Source organism: Desulfovibrio desulfuricans (assembly GCF_004801255.1).
Classification (GTDB): domain Bacteria; phylum Desulfobacterota; class Desulfovibrionia; order Desulfovibrionales; family Desulfovibrionaceae; genus Desulfovibrio; species Desulfovibrio desulfuricans_C.
The window spans coordinates 1988367-2009872 of sequence record NZ_CP036295.1; the positions used below are offsets into that span (position 1 = coordinate 1988367).

The following is a 21506-nucleotide window of genomic DNA, read 5'->3' on the forward strand; positions in this document are numbered from 1 at the left end:
GGTCTCCTCTGATGACTACTTTTTGTTGCGCAAATCCTGCAGACGCACGGCCTTGCCCTCTGTGCGCGGCAGGCTGTTGCTCTCCACAAGTTCGACCTTGGGCGTGACAAGGATTTCGTCGCGCAGGCGCGAAGCAATGGCCTTTTGCAGGCTTTGCAGCACGCGCATGTCTTCTACAAAATGCTCGTCCCGAATTTCAATCTGCACGCGCATGACATCGCCCAGGCCGTCGTTTTCGAGCAAAATCAGGTAACTCTGCCCCACTTCGGCAAAGGTCATGATGACCTGCTCGATCTGCATGGGGTAGACGTTGACGCCCTTGATGATAAACATGTCGTCCGCACGGCCAAGGATGCGGTCGATGCGGCGGTGCTTGCGTCCGCAGGCGCATTCGCCGGGTATAAACCGGGTAAGGTCTCGGGTGCGGTAGCGCAAAATGGGCATGCCCTGGCGGCACAGGCAGGTCATGACAAGTTCGCCCACTTCGCCTTCGGGCATGGGCTCGCCGGTTTCGGGGTCTACGATTTCGGGGATATAGGCGTCTTCCCACAGGTGCATGCCGCTCTGGTGCGTGCATTCAAAGCCCACGCCGGGGCCGTTCATTTCAGACAGGCCGTAGGAGTTGTAGGCCTTCATGTCAAAGAGGTCTTCAATACGGCGGCGGAATTCCTCGGTATAGGGCTCCGCGCCAACCAGGGCGATGCGCAGCGGAAACTCGCGCGGGTCTTCACCCATGGAGCGCAAATGCTCACCCAGAATAAGGGCGTACGAAGGCAGGATGTGGGCCACGGTGGTGCGAAAATCCTTGGCGAGCTTGATCTGCCGCCGCGAGTTGCCCGCACCGGCGGGGATGGTCATGCAGCCCAGGCGCTCCGCGCCAAAATGGATGCCCAGACCGCCCGTGAACAGCCCATACCCCGACATGTTCTGAAAAACGTCGTCGCGGCGCACGCCCACCATGTGGATACTGCGCGCCATAAGGTCGGCCCAGGAATTGATGTCGTTCTGCGTATGGCAGATGGCTACCGGCGAACCGGTGGTGCCGCTGGAGCAGTGCATGCGGACAATCTCGGACTGCGGAACGCACAAAAGCCCAGTGGGATACTGCGAACGCAGATCCTGCTTTGTGGTGAAGGGGATGCGCCGCAAATCATCCAGGCTGCGGATAGAATCGGGCCCGATACCAGCCTCGTCCAGACGCTGACGGTAAAAGTCGCACTTGCGCGTCTGCGCCACGGTGCTTCTAAGCCGCGTAAGCTGTGCCTGCTCAATATGATCCCTGCTCCAACACTCCGCCTCATCAAAAAATTCCATGCCGCCTCCTCAGATTCATGCCGCAACGCCCCTTGGCGCAATGGCTTGTAATGCACACCCACCCGCGTAGCGGGCAACAACACTATTCTCCCAACCGGGCGTGCGCCCACCCCCAGACAAGGCCGAAACATCCGGCGATCATCATATCGCCGTGCGGGGCCAAAAAACGCCCATAACCCTGCAGCATGGCGCGCTTGGGCCCCGTAATATATGTGGGCTCATAACCGCCAGATTCTTCGCAGTACGGGCCAAAAGCAGTACCGTGCCCGCCGCTGGCCTGCACTTCTTCCGCCGGCAGCCAGTGTTTGCGAAACTGCTCAAGGTCGCCCAGCAGCTGCTCAAGGGAGCGCATGCCCGTGTGATGCTCGTAAATGCCGCGCACCTGCCCCCGGTACACCAGCGCGGCCACGGTATGCCCGTTGCCCACGTTGATGACGGTGATGCCCTGCCGATAGCTGCGGTCCATAACCTCTTTATCGCACAGCGCGCCAAGCAGGGCGCTAGCCCCGGTATCCGCAACCGGGCCGCCTGTTTTTTCGTGCAGGGGCACAAGGCGGGTCAGCGCGGGGGGCGGGGTTTCGTATATCCAGCGAGCCGGGTCGGACGACGACGCCAGCAGATCCGTCCAGGCGCGCATGCGGGCCTGACGGTTGCCATGCGTATGAAACCCGTGATCCTGCGCGGCCGCAATCACCAGATGCGGCAAGGGCAGACCCGCGTGACGCAGCAGCCCGCCCCAGAATTCCGGCGAATAATCTGTCAAAAATACAGGAACACTGCCCTCGGGACAAGTGGAACACACCTCAACCCCCAGGTTGCGCACCACTTCCTCGTTGTCGTGGATGCCGCGAGTGGCCGCCGCAGTGGCGCTGACAGCAAAACCCGCCGCAAGATGCTCCTTGATGGCCTGGGTAAAACCGCCGCCCATGTTGCCGCCGTAAAGCCAGATGCTGCGCTTGAGCAGCGTCAGCTCCCTGATGCGCTGGGCCACGAGCCGCGCGGGCGCGGGCAATACAAAGCGAGGCCAGTTTTCGCATTCAAGGCCGGGGCGGGCCAACAGGGCGTCCTGCGTGCCGCTGCCTATATCAACGCACAGCACCGGTCCCGTGCCGCGCAAAAACTTTTGTACGATTTCGTCCATTTTCACCTCTCAAGAACGAAAAAATCTACCTGTATCAATCATCAAGCGCAAGTCTTCGCGACTTTTTGAAAAAAAAGCTTGCCAAGGATCTTGGATTACGATACTTCATCTTCTCGCGCCGAGGTGGTGGAACTGGTAGACACGCTATCTTGAGGGGGTAGTGAGAATTCTCGTGCGGGTTCGAGTCCCGCCCTCGGCACCACGAAAAGATAAAGGATTACAACAGATTGTTGTAATCCTTTTTTTGTTTGCCTATGGCTTGGGATGCGCCTTCCAGGGGTCTACACCAAAGAGGCTCTACACCAAAAACAGGGGCACGCCGTCTTTAGCAAGAAGAGTTGCCGTCAGATGACGAATGGCGTGCAGGCAGAAATGCTCGACACCTGACTTTACGCAAAGCCTGCGGGCGAGCCGTGATCCTGTTCGCGTACGGCTTACCATTGCGGTGACAAAACACATATTCCTTATTCCATCCCTCCTTGCGCTGCTCCACCAGCAGCGATCTTAGCGTGCTGGTCATGGGCACGGGGTCATACTGCGTCCACCACCCTATCCAGCACTCGCTGTTCTGTGCTGGTCATGGGCACGGGGTCATACTGCGTCCACCACCCTATCCAGCACTCGCAGTTCTGTGCTGGTCATGGGCACGGGGGCATACTCCATACCGCCGCCCTTTCCCTTGCGGGTTCCAGGCATGACTATTCGGCCAGAAGCGTGGCACCGCCTTAGAGCAATAGACGAATACACCGGGGAGCCCTCCATCGGCTTTGCGCTAAAAATACTTTCTTTCGTCTTTGTGCGTTCTGTGGAGCTGCGCGGTGCTGAATGGCGTGAATTTGATTTTGAAGCCGCAATGTGGGTTATCCCGGCAGAGCGGATGAAAATGAAGCGGCCCCACACTGCTTCCGTGGCCCGTCAAGTTCTCTCTTTGTTGGGTGATCTGCGCAACACGACTGGAAACGGTCAGTTTCTTTTTCCAAGCTTGTTTAGCGCCAGCCGCGAAACGGCGCTTCGTGCCAAGGGAATGCAGGATCAAACGCAGGGGCTTTTGCCGATATGTTTTGATTTACATATGCATATTATTTGCACTGAATTAATAATAATTTCTTTAGTGTAACTGTAATGTGATATTAATTACATATAAGAATTATATTGATTATTTTTTTATAAATTATAAAGACAGTAATTATTTGCCATGGTAATATGCAGATAGTCTAAATATAGATAGGAGATTTTATGGATTATCTATTCAAATTGGCCGATGTGGCACTCAAGAGCGTTGGTAAAAAGACATTCACCCTTGAAGATGGGCACAGTATGACAATTTCTCCATCAGGTGATGGAAAAACCATGAAAATTGATATTGACGACGGGGAATCGTACAAAACCAGGGGAAGTAACAGCTTTGTCTCTCAGATAGTAAAGATTTTAAAAAATAGAGGGGTTGCATGGTGGGATGAAACGAAAGAAGGGCAAGACAATGTTTACAACGTTCTTTCAATGTATGAACAATTTGAAGATGTTCCTCAGCAAGAACGCCAGGATATGCTCGGTAACAACTGTTTTGTTAACTCACATTAATGAATCGCATTTGTACATGTTTGTAAAAAAGTCCACAACTTCACAATTTAGTCTATTTTATAACCTTTTACTTTGCTTACGCGGGTCAAAAACTCCCTCCTTCTTCGCGGGGCATCCCAAGCCAGAAAGAGGAATGGAGAATTATCAATGAACATAAGCTCAAGACAACGTGTCGAGATGGAACGTCTTTTATTTAATTGGAAAAAATATCTGGATAGTATCCCACCTGCATCGAATGATTTAAAGTTGCACAAGTGGCTTGGAATGAACACCGCTATTGTAAAAAAAGATAATTTTAACAACACCTTGAGGTCTTTTGTTCATGACATGAGGACGCGTCTTGATGCGTTGCCGTAATAAACATCGGTAGAAAGAACATTAGGGCCGGGGAAACGTGATCACCTTCATGCAATGACCGGCCTGAGGGGGGGGGCATGGCAGATATTCTGCACGGGGTATTCCCACAGTACCCAGCGAAGGCCCTAAAAAATTCTTAGGCATCCAACCCTTTTCGCATTGAAAGCTCTCTATAAAACCACCTCTTCATCAATTCTGCTGAAATGATGTACAAAGCGAAAATTGACAGGATCACACCATACGACAGCAATGGAACGGGCGTGAATCCAAATAATCCAGCCAATGGAGCGCTCGGAATGATAATGACGAGCGCAGCGACCAGCACAGATGCAGTCGCGAGACACGGGCTCGGTTTGTTTTTAAAAAATGGCGTTTGTGACCGGACAATCAAAACGATGAGCGTAGCGAAAACAACTGATTCGATGAACCACCCTGTGTGGAATTCGTGCTCCTTGGCGTGAAACAAAAAAAGTAAAACGCCGAATTTATATAATCAAAGACGGAGCTCAGAATGCCAAATGCGAGCACGAATCGCTTGATAAACCGGTGTCCCATTTATGGGGAGACCGTATCCACTCGACATCAAGTGCGTCGGAAGAGATAGCCATAGACGGAAAATACGTCATGAGATTCGTCAAAAGCATCTGCGTGGGCAGACGTTGCAGAAAGGGCATAACCAAAGATGCTCCGGCCATACTGAACATGTTTCCAAAATTTGCGCTTGTTGTCATAAGATGAGCTAGTTTAGACTTGATCGGACAGGCAACGCCGTCAAAACAGAGTGACTGTCAGATCAAGTCTAAACTAATACAATTAATTAATAATCCTATTAAGCCGACGCAGTTCTGCTACAAGAGAACCTACCTCTTTCTGCAAACTTCCAACCCTGCTGACAATATCGTCTACAATAGTGCACGAAGGATCTTCGGGACAGCGAAACAGGTCTGCGACTGAACAGTCAAGGCATTCTGCTATCGCCTGCAGGCGACCAACATGTGGCGTGTTGCCACCAGATTCAATCCGGCACAAGGAACCGCTCGTGATACCAAGTCTTGCAGCCAGGTCGCGTTGTGTAATCTTCTTTCTTTTTCGACGCGAAGCGATGTTTGCACCAACGATCAGAGCAAGTTTGTCCTGAGATTTAGCATTCATATCGTTCGTCTCGTGCGATAAGTTATAAAGCGGTTGCTCTTAGCCAATGCCTCCCACACATCCCCTTCAGACCCAGACATGCCATTTATTCTTTTGCGGCTGATTTTTCTGTTTGCACCACACCACCACCAAGAACCTTGTAAAACTCTATGCGATTCTGGTCGCGTCCCTGGTTTACGTCCACCAACGTAAGCTGGGCTGCAAACCACTCACGCTGCGAAACCAGTACGGTTAGATAGCTTTCAATCCCCTGGTTGTACCGCGCCTGCGATAGATAATATGCTGCACGGCAAGCCTCGGTGAGATCCCGTTGTGCCTTGAGCTGCTTTTCCCATGATTCACGCAGTGCAATGCCGTCCGAGACTTCCTTGAACGCAGTTTGAATTGCCTTTTCATATGTTGCGACAGCGATCTTTTTTTGCGTTTCAGAAACAGAAAGTGTCGCCAGATTTCTGCCGCCGTCAAAGATTGGCAGTGACGCCTGGGGCAGGAATTGCCACACGCCAGTGCCGTTGCCAAATATGTCGATCAATTCTGGCCCCATACTGCCAATACTGCTTGTAAGTGAAATGCGTGGGAAAAAATTGGCCCGCGCTGCGCCAATGTCCGCATTGGCGGCCTTGAGCAAATGCTCTGCCTGGAGGATATCTGGCCGTTGCAAAAGAACCTGCGAGGGCAATCCCACTGGCAGGTCACGGTATGGCTGCATATTTTTGATCAGCTTTGCCGGTAGCAGTTGGTCATCAACAGGCCTTCCCACAAGCAGAGCAAGTGCTGACCGGGAAGCCGCCACCCTGCCAGAGTACAGCCCGCAACTCACCCGGGCCTGATCCACGCTGGTTTCAGCCTGACGCAAATCAAGCTCGCTGGAAACACCACTTTCATACCGGCGTCTGATCAACGCATAGGAGTCTGACTGGCTCTTGAGCATATCCTCTGAGATCTGCAGCCGCTCCCTGTCCCCCACCAGGGCAACGTAGGCTTGCGCCACCGAGGCTACAAGGCTGATTTTTACGCTGCGGCTGGCTTCTTCCGTTGCCAGATATTTTTCAAGCGCTTCATCCTTAAGGCTTTGGATGCGCCCAAAAAGATCAATCTCAAATGAGGTCAAACCCACGCTCAGGGCAGATGCATGTGTATAGGCGTGCCTTCCGCTTGTGGTGAGGAAGTCAAAATTGTCCTGGGTCAAGCTTGAGCCCTGCGCATTGATTGTGGGCATCTGGTCTGCACGCTGTATGCGGTACGCCCCCCGGGCAGATTCAATATTCAGCAGGGCGATGCGCATATCCCTGTTATTTTCAAGTGCGAGTGATATAAGATTGCGCATGTTTGGGTCAGCAAAATATTGTTCCCAACCAAGCCTTGCGGCCAGTTCTTTATCCGCCACAGTAGCAGATGCGTCTGGTACATATCCCGGCCAGTTGGCCTCTATAGGCATTTCTGGTCTTTTATATGTGGGTGCCATGGAGCATCCCGCCATCAAACCTGCAAGTAACAGTATTGCCAGCCTGCTCATTGGCGAACTCCCTTGGATGCAAAAATGGCAGTAACGATGACGAAAAACAGCGGGATAAAAAACACCCCCAGCAAGGTTGCCAGCAAGGTTCCCCCCATTACGCCTGTACCCAGAGCATTCTGCCCTCCCGAACCAGCGCCCGAGCTAACGGTGAGGGGCAAAATGCCCAGCAAGAATGCCAGCGAGGTCATGAGAATTGGCCGCAACCTCAGGCGGGCTGCTGAAATTGCGGCCTTGGCCAGGTTTGTGCCGCTGTCGTGCATCTCCTTGGCGAATTCAACAATCAGAATGGCATTTTTTGCAGAAAGGCCGATAACGGCAAGCAAACCTACCTGAAAGTAAACGTCATTATTGAATCCCCGGCAAAAGACCCACAACAGTGAGCCAAGAGCACCTAGCGGCACAACCAGCATTACTGAAAAAGGTACAGACCAGCTTTCATACAGTGCCGCCAGGCACAAAAATACCACCAGCAAAGACAGCGCATACAACAGCGGAGCCTGCGCCCCCGACTGACGTTCCTGAAACGAAATGCCTGTCCATGAGTGCCCCATACCGGCAGGAAGCTGATCCATCATCTTTTCCATTTCAACCATGGCTTGCCCCGTACTTTTTCCCGGTGCGGGGCTACCCAAAATTTCAAGAGATGGAAGTCCGTTGTATCTGTTCAGGCTGGTAGGGGCGTATTCCCACTGGCATGTGGCAAAGGCGCTGAAGGGCACCATTTCTCCGCGACCATTACGAAAATACCACTTATTCATGTCTTCAGGCGTCATGCGGTGTTCTGCAAGCCCTTGGACGTAGACCTTTTTAACTCGCCCACGGTCTAGGAAATCGTCGGCGTAGGCGCTTCCCCATATGGTGCTCAGCGTGGCATTTACATCGGCCAAGTTCAGGCCCAAAGCCCCAGCTTTTTCTCGATCGACATGAACACGCAGTTGGGGCTGATCTTCCATCCCGTTGGGGCGTACTGCCATAAGGGCACTATTTTGTGCCGCCATGCCCAGCAGCTGGTTACGTCCAGCCAGAAGGGCCTCGTGCCCCACACCGCCCACATCCTGCAATTGCAGGTCAAAACCCGAAGCGTTACCAAGTTCCTGTATTGCAGGCGGTGCAAACACATAGACCTGGGCGTTCGGCAAACCAGCAAACCGCCTGCGTGCACGGTCAACGAGGGCGTCAACCTTTTGTGAATGCGATTTCCTTTTGCTCCAGTCATGCAAGCGGGCAAAAATCATGGCGCCGTTCTGGCCGCGACCAGCAAAGTTGAAACCGACAACAGCCATGCAATTCATAACCGTGTCTTTTTCATCATTGATAAGGTAATTTTCAATTTCCTTGACGACAGTTGTTGTGTCTTCAAGTGTTGCCCCTGGGGGCAACTGCGCCATCATCATGGCAACGCCCTGATCCTCGTCTGGCAAAAAGCCCGTGGGCAAGGCCCGAACAAGAACAAGCAAGCCCACAATAAAAACAGCATAGATGAACATGCACCGGCCAGACCGGCGCAAGCACATGGCCACGCCCTTCTGATAACGTTGCAGAGTACGGTCAAACCATTTGTTGAACGCCCCAAGAAAACCGTGCTGTGTCAGGTGGGCCCCCTTGGGCGGCTTTTTCAGCAAGGTGGCACAAAGAGCCGGGGTAAATATCAGGGCAACTACAACCGAAAGCACCATGGCCGAAACAATGGTTACGGAAAACTGCCGGTAGATGACGCCCACAGACCCTTCCATAAAAGACATGGGAACAAAAACCGCCGACAGAACCACGGCGATGCCCACCAAGGCACTGGTTATTTGCGACATAGATTTTTTGGTGGCTTCCTTGGGCGGCAGCCCATCCACATACATGATGCGCTCCACGTTCTCCACAACCACGATGGCGTCATCCACAAGCAGGCCAATGGCCAGCACCATGGCAAACATGGTGAGCGTATTAATGGAATAGCCCAGCGCGGAAAGAACGCCGAACGTACCCAGCAAAACAACCGGAACCGCCAGAGTTGGAATAAGCGTGGCGCGGATATTCTGAAGGAACAGGTACATGATCAGCACGACCAGCGCGATTGCTTCTACCAGGGTTTTTACAACCTCGTGAATCGAAATTTCCACAAAAGGCGTTGTGTCGTAGGGGTACACCAACTTGAGCCACGAAGGGAAATAGGCGGACTGCTCCGCCAGATACGCATCAATATTTTTTGCCGTTTGCAGCGCATTGGCCCCAGTAGCAAGCTTGATGGCGATATTGGCAGCGGGCTTGCGCATGAACCGGCCAAAGATATTATAAGATTCCGACCCCAGTTCTACCCGCGCCACATCCCGCACCCGCACCATTGAACCGTCGGGGTTTGTACGCAGAATAATCGCCCCGAACTGTTCCGGGGTTTGCAAGCGCTCCTGAAGCGCAATGCTGAGATTGATTTTCTGACCTTGCACGGCTGGCGCACCGCCAAGCTGACCAGCTGAAATCTGGGCGTTCTGCGACTGGATAGCCGTAATAGCATCGCTGGGCGTAAGAGAATAGCTGCGCAGCTTGTGCGGGTTCAGCCATATGCGCATTCCGTAGATACTGCCGTAAAGCGTCGCCTCGCCAACACCGGGCAAGCGGCTGATGCCGTCGAGCAGTTGCGAACCCACATAGTCGCCAATGTCGCCCACTTCTTTTGAGCCGTCTTCGGAAATAAATCCGTAGACCTTCATAATGGTAGAGTTGCTCTTCTTGACCGTAATGCCCTGCCGCTGCACCTCATCCGGCAATAGCGGCATGGCCAGTTGCAGCTTGTTCTGCACCTGAACCTGAGCGATATCGGGGTTAGCTTCCGCGCTGAACGTCAGCGTCAGTTCCATATTGCCGGTAGAATCGCTGGTGGAGGCCATGTATATAAGATGGTCCAGACCTGTCATTTTCTGTTCTATAACCTGGGTGACCGTGTCCTGAATGGTCTGCGCCGATGCGCCTGGATAGGTGGCAGATACAACTACAGAGGGTGGCGCGATTTCGGGGTATTGCGATATTGGCAGGCGCACGATGGACAGCACCCCCGCAAGCATGATGATGATGGCAATAACCCATGCAAAGATGGGGCGCTCAATAAAAAAGTGAGACATCAGCGCTCACCGCCCATTGCCTGCGGGGCATGCTCTGACGGCAAAACTTTTACGGTCTGGCCAGGGCGGATTTTTTGCAATCCGCTGGTCACCACACGTTCCCCTTCATGCAGCCCGCTCAAAATGACCCAGCTCACACCGTGAGTTCTGCCCACAGATACGGGTCTTGCCTCTACCTCACTGCTTTCGTTAACCAAATACACGCTGGCATTGCCCTTGGCGTCGCGCATCAAAGCTTCCTGCGGCAAAAGTATTGCATGGTCGTTGGTCCCTTCGTCCAGCTCTACCCGCACATACATGCCAGGCAGGATAACGTGCTCATGGTTGGGAAAAATTGCCCGCAAGGTAACGGAGCCTGTGCTTTCATCTACCCGCACTTCCTGAAACTGCAGCGTGCCCCGGTCAGGGTACTCTGTACCATCTTCCAAAAACAGGTGCAGTGAATGATTGTCCGCATCCGAACGCTGCAACCTGCCGCTATCAAGGTTGCGTTTAAGATGTAGTAATTCAGTGGCAGATTGGGGCATATCCACATAGACCGGGTCAATCTGCTGCACGGTTGCAAGCGCAGTAGACTGATTCTGCGTTAACAGAGCGCCGGGCGTAACACTTGATCGGCTGATTCGGCCACTAATGGGAGAAGTTACCTTGGTATAGTCCAAATTGATTCGCGCCGTCAGCAATGCTGCTTTGCACACAGCAACATCTGCCAGAGTCTGCTTGTACGCGGCATCTGCATCTTCAAATTCTTGTCGGCTCACTGCATTAATGCCGACCAAAGACTTATATCTGTCAAATTTCAGTTTTGCAGGCAGCACATTGGCCTCAGCCCTTGAAAGTGATGCTTTTGCACTGTCATATGAGGCGATATAGACGGCAGGGTCTATTTGATACAGCACCTGCTTTTCCTTGACGTCTCCACCTTCCTCAAACAGCCGCGCCTGTAATATACCGGTAACCTGTGGGCGTACCTCTGAAATCTGGAAGGCCGAAACCCGGCCCGCCAGAGTAGTTCTGAAATTAACCGATTGGGGATGAACTGTGCATACGGATACTTCCGGCACGGCTCCGCGGCCCCCATCACGGTCACCAGAGCACCCTCCCCCAATGATGGACAGCGCGGCAACGCATAAAAACACTCCCGTCCTTACAGCAAGCATACGATTCCCTTCTTTTTGGTAAATTAAAAATATCGGCTAGTTATTCAGATATTTTAGATTTTGGTTGCTTTCAAATTGGCTTTAGTTAAACTAAAATGACTTGATTGTTAGTAAGTCCATTAAAAATATCTGTCAAGAATGGTCCATTTGGCGAAGTAAAAAAAAATTGATACGTAGCACCTCACCGTAATGCCAACACTCGCTGGAAGGGACATTTGCTGGCAATCAAACCAAATCAAGCTTGCAGGGGAGAGAACATGCCCAAGCAGATCACACGCAAATATTCTTCTCCGCTGCGCGAGCAGCAGGCAGCCCAAACTCGAGGAAAAATTATTGCGGCAGCAGAACACCTGCTACTTACCTGCGGATACGCAAAGACCACAGTGGAAGACATTGCGGCGGCAGCAAATGTTTCACCCCAAACGATCTATGTGATATTCAAGAATAAACCCGGCATTATGACTGCCGTGCTTGAGCAGGCCTTTGAGGATACAGAAGGGCAACTGGCCGCAACACGCGCCTTGGAAGAAGCTGACATCCATGCAAGGATCCGGCGCACGGTTGCCTTTCTTGTCCAGGCTCGCAAGAAAGAAACACCGCGTTATGAGCTGCTGCGCAATGCGGGTATCTTGTCGCCAGAATTGGCAGAAATTGCCGCAGCAGCTGAACTTTCCGCGCAAAAAAAGCAGGCAGAGCATACGCGACACATGCTCGAAGGGGTCCCCCTGAAGCAGGGAATTACAATAGAGAAGGCCGTGGATATCTGGTGGTATATTACTCACCGCGAAGGATATCAAACTCTCGTGCAAAAACGCGGTTGGAAACACAAAGTGTATGAAGAATGGCTCATTGAAATGTTGGAGTCTGCCACTTTAAAAAAATAATCTTGCTGTGATGATGTAGTTTTTGAATTTAATCAAGCACGCTGCGCAACATTTCAATACTAAAATTCTACTATAAAACATACAATGAAGTTATAAATATGCTGACACATTGTGGCCGTCAATCCAGTCCCCAGCGTTAAAATTTTCGTTATGTCTCTGTCACTTGCCTCTGGATTTTCACGTAAGTCATAGCCCCCCTAAAAGTATGCCCTGAAAAATTAGTGTTCCTGACACAGAGCACACGAATGAAACGTAGCAGACTCGCCGAAGAGCAGATTATTGGGATATGGCGGCAAGCCGGGGCAGCAGTGCATTTTGTCAGCCTGTGCCCTCAGGCTGGCATCTCGGCTGGCCCTTTTACAAATGGCGCAGCACGTCGGTGGAATGAACGTCTCTGCAACCAAGCGATTGCGTCAGTTGGAGGCAGAAAACGCCCGGCTGAAAAAAATTGACGGCGAGCAACCTATTGATATTGTGGCTCTTATGGTAGGTAAGGCAAATAGAAGATTATTACGACAATATAAAAACACGCCAATAGTTATATCTTGCGCACATGCCTGTCGCAGCGTTGATCAAGGGTTTCTCCAGCGCAGCATGATCTGACCAAAGGCCGCCGAAACATCTGCGTACAGAGTTTCCGCATCTGCTCCAAAGGCGCGTTGCCTTTTGCTTGCCAGGATAAGGACAGCGTGCAGGCCGTGCTCGGCATAGAATGGTTTGGCAAAATACGAGCGCACGCCCTGCGGGGCAAACAGGGCCCAGTCAATGGATTTTACGCTGTCCAGGGTGTCCTCGACAATCAGCGAGCTGAGGCTGTAGCGCTGTATATCCTGGGCAATTGTGCCTTCGTAGGCATGTAGGGTTCCCCATTCAAGGCCATCAAAAGCAGACCCCACGCCATAGACGGCCACTCTGCCGTTACCCATCTGAATATGCGACAGCAGCAGCCCGTCAACTTCGGGTTTGCAAAGCCCGTGCAGTTTTTCAAGCGCCGGGCGCAGATCGCCGGTGCAAATTGCGAGCGCTCCATCATCATCCGGTTTCACGGGTTTGGCATCAACGTTGACCAGCGCGGCCCGCACCACCTCCTTGCCCGGCTCGCCCCACAAGGTGAGGCGTACGTGTGCAGAAAACAGCCCGCGCTCGGCATTGCCCAGCAGCAGTTTACCCGACCACGCATCCCGCTCAACAGCCTTTTCCATCGCGGTCAAAAAAACTTTCATCACAGACGGCGGCACCACATCTTCGAGCACAAGCGCGCGTTCCTCCTGCTCCTCCCCCCAAAAAAGCATTTGCGCGGCGGTGTTGACGTCGCACAGCATTTGCTTTTTCAGGTCTACGGTAAATACCGGGTAATCGGCATCGCCCACGCGCATCTGAAGCTGCGCATTGTAGCAGGCAGAATTATAGCCGCCGGGCAAAAACGCCTCTTTCAAAAAACCGCTGTAAACATCCTGCTCCGGCTCTGGCCAGCCCTGCAAAATGAGCGGCGTGCGGCCATCGTCGTATTTCAGCCTGAAGATGGCGGCGGCAGGCCGCCCGGCATGGATCATGTCCCAAAACTCCACAAGCAGCGGATAATCCTGTTCCATTACCACCTGCTTTCTGAATGCGGCATTTTTCAGCAGCTGCGGAGCATCAAAACCCGCGCCGCGCCATCGGGTAAAAACCTCAAGACGCGACTCGCGCTGGCAAATGCTCCACAATAATCCAGGAAACCCCTTGCGCCATTGGAGAAAACGCGCCATGCCAGCTCCCTTTGTTGACAATAAAAACACAGCTCGGACGTATTGGCAGTAAAATAGACGCTAACCATGAGCAAGACTTTTTTACGCACAGCAGTGGTCTGACCACTGGCATAAAATTAAATATAACTCTGCTATCCCACCCGTATAATCTGCTTTTTATTCCCACAATTGTACACATACTTTTATAGTGGTCATACCAAATAAACAAAAATACATCATGTTTTTCATCATGTTAAATATAATTAGAAAAAAATTTTTGGTTATATTGCCAAAAAATTCACAGGCGCGCACAATGAAGTCATATAAAAGTACTTGAATACGCTTTGCCTGGAGGACGCCCATGATCACGCCAGCAAACGCCGAAAACCCGCTGGAACACGCCCTGTTGCAAGGGCGCTGGTCGCTGTTTGAACGCCTGCCCGCCGAGCGGCACCTTGCCGAAGAGCTTGGGGTCAGCCGCGCGACGTTGCGCACGGCCCTGAGCACCCTTGTGGGCAAGGGTATTCTGGAAACCCGCCGCAACAAGGGCACATTTGTGCGTGCCCTTCCCTGCAACCCTGACGCCGCCAGCCTGGCCGACAGCCTGCGGGCCATGAATATCGTCATGACCCCCTTGCTGGCAGCGGTATCTGGCTCATTTGCGCCATCAGTCATGCTGACGATCGAGCGGCATCTGCCCTCCATAGGCATGGCGCTGCACAGCGGCGACATGCGCCTGCTGGCGCAGCATCACCTCAAATTTTTCTCCATACTTTTACGGGCCATCGACAACGCCCGCCTTGCGCAGGCCGGCGCAGCCACCCTGCCCGATGTTGGCGCGCTTGCGCGGCTGCTGCAAGAGTGCAGCCAGGCGCGGCTTGAGGAGCTGTTCAAGCATCTGGCCCGCACGCTGCACGGTCTGCGCCATGCAGACGCGCAAGCCTGCGCATCTTCCGTTTCGGCCTACGCAACATGTCTTTTGCAAAGCCTTGGGGAAGAAGAATGATAGACCAGCAAAGACGCAATTTTTTACGGGGAAACTGGCGCGCTGTTTCCCCATGCATACCGGGCGAGAGCTTCGATGCAGAGGCCTTGACCTTTAACGGCGAGGCGCTGCTGCCGCCGGAATTTTCGCCCGGCATGTTGCGGTTTGAAGGGCAGCGGCTAGGGCTGCCCGTGGATAGCATGAACGAGGATGCACTGATTCGAGCAGTTGCACAGGCAATGCGCGCGCAAGCGCGCCCCCCCGTGGAAACGGAAACCCCGCAATCTTGAGGAGGGTTCTATGGCTGACCACGATATTCCCTATCTTGAAGAGCGAAAGCTCATCAAGCGCTGGCAGGGCCCTTGGCCTGTATTGGCCAACATGGCGGTAACTCTCGCCATATTTGCCGTAACCTGGTGGATTTTTCAGGATCCACGCGGCATCATGCGCTTTTATACGCCCTATGTGGGCTACAACTATTGCCGCTGGTGGCTCATTATTCTCATCTGGATGGCCTATATTTTCGATTTCTGGCCGTTCAAACGCAACTGGATACGCAATGCGCACCCCCTGCAAAAGGGCCTTGTGCTTTCGCTTGTGTCAGTAGGCGTTATGATACTGATGATTCACGGTTTTTTTGAAAACATTCTGGGCAATTTTGCTTTTGCCTATTTTAGCCCGCACCAGTTGCAAAAGCTGCCAGGGCTGACCGAATTCTACTCCACAGAATACGCGGCCCAGGCCTGCATGATGTTTGCCGTTATTGCCTCGTGGATCAGCCCGGCCTGGATTGTGGCGCTGGAAGGACGCCCCTGGCAGAACGAGGGCCAGCCAGTCAGAGGCTTCAGCATATGGCTGGGCACGTTCTGCCTCAGTCTGGTCATCTACTTTATGACCATGCACAACCACATGGGCATTCTGTATTATCCATGGCAGTACTTTACGGCCATTACGCCGCCGTACTGGGAATCGTTTGCCCAGACCGTTTCCGCCAACTTCCATGTGGCCTGGATCATGTGCTGCACCGTTGTGGTGTGGTTTGTGGAAGGCATATGGGAACGCTACCCCTTCTGCCTTATCAAAAGACCGGGGCTGCGCCGTTTTGTGACGTTTTTTGGCATCATAGCCATCTCCGTTTCGCTGTGCTTCTTCTTCTGGTACATGCAGGAACTCGTGTGGGGCGACGCCATACGCGGTCACCGGCGTGATGCCGCCCCCGACTGGCGCTGGCTGCATGTGGGCGAAACAGCCATCTTCTTCCTTGTACCGGCGTTATTCCTGCAATTCTATTGCGGCAACTGGCCCAACAAGTTCAGCACTCCGGTAAACGTACTTATCCGTACAGCACTGGTGGCCCTTGGCGGCATCGCCGTGTACTGCCTGTACTACAAGTACGCCCACTTTGTGCTCGGCACGCAAAAGGGCTTTTCTCACCCGCAGCAGTTCCCCATGATACCCATGATCTGGCTCATCGACATCTGGCTGATCAACTGGTGGTTCATGGACGGCTGGCCCGGCTGGAAGCGCGAATTGCGCACCAGCGAGGAGATCGCCGCCGACGAACACGCCTTTGCCGCCCAGAGCGCCTGGACCCCGGCCATGATTCCCGGTCTTGTGGTGGGCATTCTCGCTGGCGTTATTCTGTACTTTGCCATAGTGGCCGCGCTGCCCTGGTTCAGCGCACACTTCACCCTTGTGCAGTAGGGAGAACAACATGGACAGACGAGAATTTATCAAGGGTGCCGCGTTAGGTGTCAGCGTAGGGGCCATTGGCGCCATGGGCGCGTATTCATACTCACCCATGCGCAGGGCCTTTCTTAAGGACGTAAAGCGCGGAACGGCAGACATCGGCGTATGCAAGGCAATCAAGATTACCAACATCTCCGAGACGAGCTGGTTTGACAACGGCATCTTCATGAAGGATGTGACCGGCGCGGGCGGCCTGCTGGTAGACCAGTACACGTTCAACTGGCCCCCGTTCGGCAACGGCAAGGGCGTCGGCAAGGGCAATTACGCCGACGGCATGAAGCTGATCAAGCACCTGTTGCCCAACAAGCTGGAAGAAGCCTGGCAGATCGTACGCGAAAACAGCGTGCATTCGGAGAATGCCGGTGGTTTTTCATGCCTTGTCGAAATTGAGGCCATGGACGGCAAGGTGACAAAATACCTTTTTGACACCGGCTGGAATTACCTGTGGATGGACACCTGCTACAAGCGCGAAGGCATCGACACCATGCTGGCAAACAATGAAATTGCCGCAATGATCCAGACGCACGAGCACATGGACCACTACTTCGGCCTGCCCGCCGTAACCAAATACAACCCGAATATCCATATCTATACGCCCAACACCTTTTACCCCAACGGCAAGCAGTATCTCAAAGACTGCGGCCATGTGGGCAAGTGGACAGAAGTACCCAAGGGCCTGCACAAAATTCAGGAGGGCGTAGCCCTCTACGACTTTGACTGCCCCATCATCTTCAAGGTGTTTGGCGAAATGTCGCTCTACTGCAACGTAAAAGATATTGGCCTTGTAAGTATTACCGGGTGCTGCCACCAGGGCATCATTCTTTTTGCCGACACAGCCTACAAGACCATTGCCTACGAAAACGACCAGTTCTACGGACTTTACGGCGGCCTGCACATCTCGCCCTTTGACGACTGGGACCCAAAGTACGACGATCTGGTGATAGGCCTTAAAAAGTGGGATCTGCAACGGGTGGGCTGCAACCACTGCACCGGGCTTATCACGGCCCAAAAGTTTGTGGATGCCGGTTACCCGGTTGTGAAAGGCACGGCGCGGTTTCGCTCCAAAACAACAAACTACCTCGGCAACGGGGACGTCATCAAGTTTCCCTCGTAAACGGCCCGGCCGGGGGGGGCATCCCCCCTCCGGCCAGGTTATGAACACAGCCTACCACGACGGAGAACAGCCATGCGCCTCGACACGCTATTGCCGCGCCCCCTCTCGCCAGAAACAGATGCAGAAAGTCCATCCATACTCAACTGCCTGCTCTCCGGCATACACCTTGACCGCAGACGGGCGCGGGGGCTGGGCTGGCGAGGGGTACGCCCCTCCAACCAGCTGTATGCCGCCTGGACATGCCGGGTGGCGGATTCTCCACACGTCTACGGCCTGGTTTTTCAGGAAGAACACACGGATGATTCTTTTCTTTACGGCACGTTTACAGCGCACGTCTTCCCCGATGCGGCAGATCCCGTCCTCGACATGTTTCCTCTACAGGCCCTGTCGCTGGCCCTGGGTGAGGGATACGGGGAAAGCGTGCGCAATCTCTCGCTGCACGCGCCAGAGCTTGCCCCATTCTGCATGGGTACCATCCAGCTTGTCGCCGCGCTGGATGGCACAGGCCTGACCCTGTCCGTATCCGCACCGGCCAGATACCGCCAGATTTCCAAACAGGGAATTGCCGCGCAGTACCCAGCCGCATCAGGCAGTAACGCCGCACAAGCCGCGCAGTCTTTGGCGTGGATTGTTCCACCCGGCGGGGTGGAATATGATGTGCCCGCATTCAGGCTGCTGCTGCGGCTCTTTACAACGCTAACGGCCACTGCCCGTACCCTGTTTGACGAAGAGCCGCGCCTGAGCCTGCACATGACGCCGCTGGCGCAGGCGACCGCAGACCGAAAAAATACCCTCCCCCAGGTTCTGTCGCTGCAAGCGCAACTGGGAACAGGCCCGCAGGCCCCGACCCGAGCAGCTCGTGGCAGCAATGACCGTGCGGGGGTGGTCGCCGCCCGGTCTGCTGACGGCAAGGTTCTGACGCACCTGCCCGGCCGCCAGCGCCAAAGGGCTGCATGCCCCGACGCCGATCTGCCGGTCATGCACATACTGACCGGTTTTCTTGGCGCGGGCAAAACCACCTTTCTGCGTCGCTGGCTGGATTATCTCAATGGCCGGGAGCAGTACGCCGCCGTCATACAGAATGAATTTGGCCGCATAGGACTTGATGCTTCTCTCACTCGCGGGGAGACGCATGTGGAAGCGCTGGACGAAGGTTGCGTATGCTGCTCGCTTGCAGACAGCCTGCGGCCCGGCCTGCAACGCCTGCTGGAAGCGGCCCCCGCCGAACAGATAATTCTTGAAACCACGGGCCTTGCCAACCCCGCCAACGTGCTTGAATCCATGAAAGACCTTGACGATCTGGTGCGGCCTGGGCTGATCATAACGGTCGCCGACGCGCTGACCTGGGACGCATCCTGCTCTGGCATCAGCATGGCGCAGGTAGAACAGGCCGATGTCATCATTGCCAACAAGGCCGACGCCGTCTCCCGGCAACAGCTTGAGACGATGATGCACGATCTGCGCCGCCGCAATCCCAAAGCCGTTATCCTGCCCGCAGCGCAGGGCAACATATCCTTTGCCATTCTGGACTCCCTGCACACCGCATGGCTTGACGCCCAAGGTCTGCCGCCTTCGCGCATTCCCCGTCTGCGCCCCATGAACGCCTTGCGCAACCTCAACCATACAGACGAGGGGTTTGCCTCGTTTTGCCTTAACCTGCCGCAACCGGTCAGCGTAAAAGACATAGAGCGCATGGTGGATTGCGCTGGCCCCGGGCTGTGCCGGGCCAAGGGCATTGTCAATCTTTGCAGCGATGGAACCGTCATGCCAGCCGTTGCCCAGTACGCCGCAGGCCGCCTGGAATTCGAAGAAGCCCCCGATGGATCTGACGAGCGGTACATGGTCTTTATCGGGGTGAACCTGTCGCCGGTTGACGCTCCCAGTCAGAGCGCGCCAACCGACTACTGAAACGGCGGCTCCACCAATTGCGGTTGAGGCACAAGACAGCCCGCCACAACAGCATAAACCCTGCCGGTACTGCGTGCCGGTTGCGTCAAGGAGGCAGTAATGAACATCATTGCACTTGGGGGATGGATGATGTGGCCCCTGCTGGCCGTTTCCATTCTTGCCCTGACGGTGATTGTGGAACGCCTGCTGCTGTACGCATCGTGCGGCTTGCCCGATGACGGGCTGAGGGCGGCCCTGCTCAAAGCCTCGTGCAACGGCGATGTGGGCGCGGTGGCGCAACGCATGGCCGCAGTGCCGCTGCTGCAACCATTTGCCGGGCTGCTCACAGTGGCAAGCCCCAACCGCGAATCAACCCTGCATCTGGCTGGCGAGCAGATTCTTGAGCAACTGGAACGGCGGCTCGGCCTGCTTGGCGCCATTGCCCGGCTGGCTCCCCTCATGGGGCTGCTGGGTACGGTAAGCGGAATGATCTCCATTTTTTCCCGCATCGCGCACGCCACCAACGGTGTGGACATGAGTATGCTGGCCGACGGCATCTGGCAGGCATTGCTCAACACGGCCTCCGGCCTGTGCATTGCCATTGTTGCCCAGTTTTCGCTGGCATTTTTTCATGCCCGCCTCAAAAACATTGCCAGCATGCTTGATGCTGCGGGCAATGCAGCGTTGATGCAAAGCGCTCCCAGCACCGGCGATGCCTGCTGAATTGTTTTTTTCGCTGCACGAGCTGCGGCACGCTCTGCGGCACCATCTTCTGACGCAGACATGCCCGGCAAATTCCCTCTTGCTGCTCAAAGGAGGCAATGCAGATGCTTCGCCTTTCCCGTCCGTTGAACGCAACGTATGAGTACGACCTGATCCCGCTCATAGACATGCTATTTATATTGCTTATATTTTTTGTTATTGCCGCGGCATTTGCGGTTCGCGGGCTTGAGGTGGATCTGCCTGCGGCCAACAGCAGCAAAACGCTGTCAGGCAGGGTGATTGAACTGCGCCTTACCGCTGACGGCGATATTCTTTGCGAAGGGCAGCCCCTGCCCCGGCAGGAGGTCAGGGGCAAACTGCACGAGCTTGTGCGCGGCTTCAGGAGCAGACCGGGCAGACTTGTGCTGGCCGCTGACCCCAAGGCGCCGGTAGAAAGCCTGATATTTCTTGTGGATGAAGTGCGTATGCAGGGCGGTGAAAAACTGATTATCGCCACCACTGGGCAACCGGCAACGGACAAGCCATGACCACCACCGAGCGATTTTACGCCGCGCTTGCCATTTCGTGCCTTGCTCACTGGGGCATGCTCCACCTGTTTGGCGCAGTCTCCGCGCAAAATTCGCTAGGCACGCCAATAACCATCAGCATGGATTCTCTTGGGCTTGGGGCTTCACCGGAAGGCGGCGCTGGCATCAGCATGGAGGCCGCCCCCAACCGGGTTGAACCGCAAAATACGGCAGACAAAAGGCGACAGGCTTTTTTTGCCTTTCTGGACGACCTGGATGCTGCAGTACACGCCCACCGCATGGATGGAGGCGAAGAGGGACTGCTTGGCGTTGCAGCCTATGCTTTTACCGTGCGGCCCGACGGCAGTTTTACCGACCCCGTGCTGCGGCAGACATCCGGTTCTCCTGCTCTCGATGCCGCGGCATACCGGGCTGTTTGCGCGGCCAGCGGCAGCGTGAAGCGCCCGGAGATTCTGGGCAACGGCGATATCCCCGTTATTCTGCATGTAAAATATCAATACGGCTTGCGTTAGCGCAGCCCCCAGCCAGTCTCCCCCTTCACTAGCCATGCAGATCAAGAAGCAAGTTCACCGCCGGGTT

The 21506-nt window shown here is 54.4% G+C and carries 17 protein-coding genes, 1 tRNA gene and 1 pseudogene; 11 read left to right on the top strand and 8 right to left on the bottom strand.

Annotated features, from left to right (window positions below; genetic code table 11):
• Nucleotides 1–15 precede the first annotated feature (15 nt).
• Both DDIC_RS08270 and DDIC_RS08275 read right to left on the bottom strand, forming a co-directional pair.
• The gene (locus DDIC_RS08270; protein ID WP_136399999.1) at nucleotides 16–1314 is read right to left on the bottom strand and encodes a phenylacetate--CoA ligase family protein; all 1299 of its coding nucleotides are present in this window, start codon (nucleotides 1312–1314) and stop codon (nucleotides 16–18) included.
• 82 nt (nucleotides 1315–1396) lie between these two features.
• Nucleotides 1397–2455: a DUF1786 domain-containing protein gene (locus tag DDIC_RS08275; RefSeq protein ID WP_136400000.1), complete on the bottom strand. Its 1059-nt coding sequence runs from the start codon at nucleotides 2453–2455 to the stop codon at nucleotides 1397–1399.
• 117 nt (nucleotides 2456–2572) lie between these two features.
• Here DDIC_RS08275 and DDIC_RS08280 point away from each other — a divergent pair.
• From DDIC_RS08280 to DDIC_RS08290, 3 genes are all read left to right on the top strand, one after another.
• A tRNA-Leu gene (locus DDIC_RS08280) sits at nucleotides 2573–2657 on the top strand.
• 492 nt (nucleotides 2658–3149) lie between these two features.
• Complete coding sequence (locus DDIC_RS08285) at nucleotides 3150–3572, top strand: tyrosine-type recombinase/integrase (RefSeq protein ID WP_136400001.1); 423 nt, start codon at nucleotides 3150–3152, stop codon at nucleotides 3570–3572.
• Nucleotides 3573–3691: 119 nt separating this feature from the next.
• Nucleotides 3692–4036, top strand: coding sequence for a hypothetical protein (locus DDIC_RS08290; protein WP_136400002.1), 345 nt, complete (start codon nucleotides 3692–3694; stop codon nucleotides 4034–4036).
• Nucleotides 4037–4529: 493 nt separating this feature from the next.
• Here DDIC_RS08290 and DDIC_RS14175 read toward each other — a convergent pair.
• The 5 genes and pseudogenes from DDIC_RS14175 to DDIC_RS08315 form a co-directional block, all read right to left on the bottom strand.
• A pseudogene (locus DDIC_RS14175) lies at nucleotides 4530–4865 on the bottom strand (cation transporting ATPase C-terminal domain-containing protein); the annotation flags it as partial.
• Nucleotides 4866–5206: 341 nt separating this feature from the next.
• Nucleotides 5207–5545 (bottom strand): helix-turn-helix domain-containing protein, encoded by a 339-nt coding sequence (locus tag DDIC_RS08300; RefSeq protein ID WP_136400004.1) that lies wholly within the window; start codon nucleotides 5543–5545, stop codon nucleotides 5207–5209.
• 85 nt (nucleotides 5546–5630) lie between these two features.
• Entirely contained in the window at nucleotides 5631–7061 is a 1431-nt protein-coding gene (locus tag DDIC_RS08305) for an efflux transporter outer membrane subunit (protein WP_136400005.1), read from the bottom strand.
• Nucleotides 7058–10171: an efflux RND transporter permease subunit gene (locus DDIC_RS08310; RefSeq protein WP_136400006.1), complete on the bottom strand. Its 3114-nt coding sequence runs from the start codon at nucleotides 10169–10171 to the stop codon at nucleotides 7058–7060. The genes DDIC_RS08305 and DDIC_RS08310 overlap by 4 nt, the downstream gene beginning before the upstream one ends.
• Entirely contained in the window at nucleotides 10171–11235 is a 1065-nt protein-coding gene (locus DDIC_RS08315) for an efflux RND transporter periplasmic adaptor subunit (RefSeq protein WP_247647427.1), read from the bottom strand. The genes DDIC_RS08310 and DDIC_RS08315 overlap by 1 nt, the downstream gene beginning before the upstream one ends.
• Before the next feature lie 353 nt (nucleotides 11236–11588).
• Between DDIC_RS08315 and DDIC_RS08320 the strand changes: the two genes are divergently transcribed.
• Nucleotides 11589–12215 (top strand): TetR/AcrR family transcriptional regulator, encoded by a 627-nt coding sequence (locus tag DDIC_RS08320; protein ID WP_136400008.1) that lies wholly within the window; start codon nucleotides 11589–11591, stop codon nucleotides 12213–12215.
• A gap of 572 nt (nucleotides 12216–12787) precedes the next feature.
• Here the strand turns inward: DDIC_RS08320 and DDIC_RS08325 are convergent.
• On the bottom strand, nucleotides 12788–13963 hold the full coding sequence (locus DDIC_RS08325; protein ID WP_136400009.1) for a hypothetical protein: 1176 nt from the start codon (nucleotides 13961–13963) through the stop codon (nucleotides 12788–12790).
• 340 nt (nucleotides 13964–14303) lie between these two features.
• On the opposite strand from DDIC_RS08325, the gene DDIC_RS08330 reads away from it, so the two are divergent.
• The 7 genes from DDIC_RS08330 (at nucleotide 14304) to DDIC_RS08360 (ending at nucleotide 21439) form a co-directional block, all read left to right on the top strand.
• Nucleotides 14304–14948: a GntR family transcriptional regulator gene (locus DDIC_RS08330; protein ID WP_136400010.1), complete on the top strand. Its 645-nt coding sequence runs from the start codon at nucleotides 14304–14306 to the stop codon at nucleotides 14946–14948.
• 279 nt (nucleotides 14949–15227) lie between these two features.
• Nucleotides 15228–16631, top strand: coding sequence for a hypothetical protein (locus DDIC_RS08335; RefSeq protein ID WP_136400011.1), 1404 nt, complete (start codon nucleotides 15228–15230; stop codon nucleotides 16629–16631).
• 10 nt (nucleotides 16632–16641) lie between these two features.
• Entirely contained in the window at nucleotides 16642–17790 is a 1149-nt protein-coding gene (locus DDIC_RS08340) for an MBL fold metallo-hydrolase (RefSeq protein WP_136400012.1), read from the top strand.
• Nucleotides 17791–17862: 72 nt separating this feature from the next.
• Nucleotides 17863–19698: a CobW family GTP-binding protein gene (locus DDIC_RS08345; RefSeq protein ID WP_136400013.1), complete on the top strand. Its 1836-nt coding sequence runs from the start codon at nucleotides 17863–17865 to the stop codon at nucleotides 19696–19698.
• A 99-nt stretch (nucleotides 19699–19797) separates the two neighbouring features.
• Nucleotides 19798–20400 (top strand): MotA/TolQ/ExbB proton channel family protein, encoded by a 603-nt coding sequence (locus tag DDIC_RS08350; RefSeq protein WP_136400014.1) that lies wholly within the window; start codon nucleotides 19798–19800, stop codon nucleotides 20398–20400.
• 98 nt (nucleotides 20401–20498) lie between these two features.
• Nucleotides 20499–20927 carry an ExbD/TolR family protein gene (locus tag DDIC_RS08355; RefSeq protein WP_247647428.1) on the top strand — a complete coding sequence of 143 codons (429 nt, stop codon included), beginning with the start codon at nucleotides 20499–20501 and terminating at the stop codon, nucleotides 20925–20927.
• The gene (locus tag DDIC_RS08360; protein ID WP_136400016.1) at nucleotides 20924–21439 is read left to right on the top strand and encodes an energy transducer TonB; all 516 of its coding nucleotides are present in this window, start codon (nucleotides 20924–20926) and stop codon (nucleotides 21437–21439) included. The genes DDIC_RS08355 and DDIC_RS08360 overlap by 4 nt, the downstream gene beginning before the upstream one ends.
• Nucleotides 21440–21506 lie beyond the last annotated feature (67 nt).

Excerpts from the sequence above, each read along its gene's own strand:
- DDIC_RS08285 (WP_136400001.1), top strand. The coding sequence starts at position 3,150 with ATGACTATTCGGCCAGAAGCGTGGCACCGCCTTAGAGCAATAGACGAA.
- DDIC_RS08320 (WP_136400008.1), top strand. The coding sequence starts at position 11,589 with ATGCCCAAGCAGATCACACGCAAATATTCTTCTCCGCTGCGCGAGCAG.
- DDIC_RS08340 (WP_136400012.1), top strand. The coding sequence starts at position 16,642 with ATGGACAGACGAGAATTTATCAAGGGTGCCGCGTTAGGTGTCAGCGTA.
- DDIC_RS08355 (WP_247647428.1), top strand. The coding sequence starts at position 20,499 with ATGCAGATGCTTCGCCTTTCCCGTCCGTTGAACGCAACGTATGAGTAC.
- DDIC_RS08300 (WP_136400004.1), bottom strand. The coding sequence starts at position 5,545 with ATGAATGCTAAATCTCAGGACAAACTTGCTCTGATCGTTGGTGCAAAC.
- DDIC_RS08310 (WP_136400006.1), bottom strand. The coding sequence starts at position 10,171 with ATGTCTCACTTTTTTATTGAGCGCCCCATCTTTGCATGGGTTATTGCC.
- DDIC_RS08305 (WP_136400005.1), bottom strand. The coding sequence starts at position 7,061 with ATGAGCAGGCTGGCAATACTGTTACTTGCAGGTTTGATGGCGGGATGC.
- DDIC_RS08330 (WP_136400010.1), top strand. The coding sequence starts at position 14,304 with ATGATCACGCCAGCAAACGCCGAAAACCCGCTGGAACACGCCCTGTTG.
- DDIC_RS08360 (WP_136400016.1), top strand. The coding sequence starts at position 20,924 with ATGACCACCACCGAGCGATTTTACGCCGCGCTTGCCATTTCGTGCCTT.
- DDIC_RS08270 (WP_136399999.1), bottom strand. The coding sequence starts at position 1,314 with ATGGAATTTTTTGATGAGGCGGAGTGTTGGAGCAGGGATCATATTGAG.
- DDIC_RS08275 (WP_136400000.1), bottom strand. The coding sequence starts at position 2,455 with ATGGACGAAATCGTACAAAAGTTTTTGCGCGGCACGGGACCGGTGCTG.
- DDIC_RS08350 (WP_136400014.1), top strand. The coding sequence starts at position 19,798 with ATGAACATCATTGCACTTGGGGGATGGATGATGTGGCCCCTGCTGGCC.
- DDIC_RS08335 (WP_136400011.1), top strand. The coding sequence starts at position 15,228 with ATGGCTGACCACGATATTCCCTATCTTGAAGAGCGAAAGCTCATCAAG.
- DDIC_RS08290 (WP_136400002.1), top strand. The coding sequence starts at position 3,692 with ATGGATTATCTATTCAAATTGGCCGATGTGGCACTCAAGAGCGTTGGT.
- DDIC_RS08345 (WP_136400013.1), top strand. The coding sequence starts at position 17,863 with ATGCGCCTCGACACGCTATTGCCGCGCCCCCTCTCGCCAGAAACAGAT.
- DDIC_RS08325 (WP_136400009.1), bottom strand. The coding sequence starts at position 13,963 with ATGGCGCGTTTTCTCCAATGGCGCAAGGGGTTTCCTGGATTATTGTGG.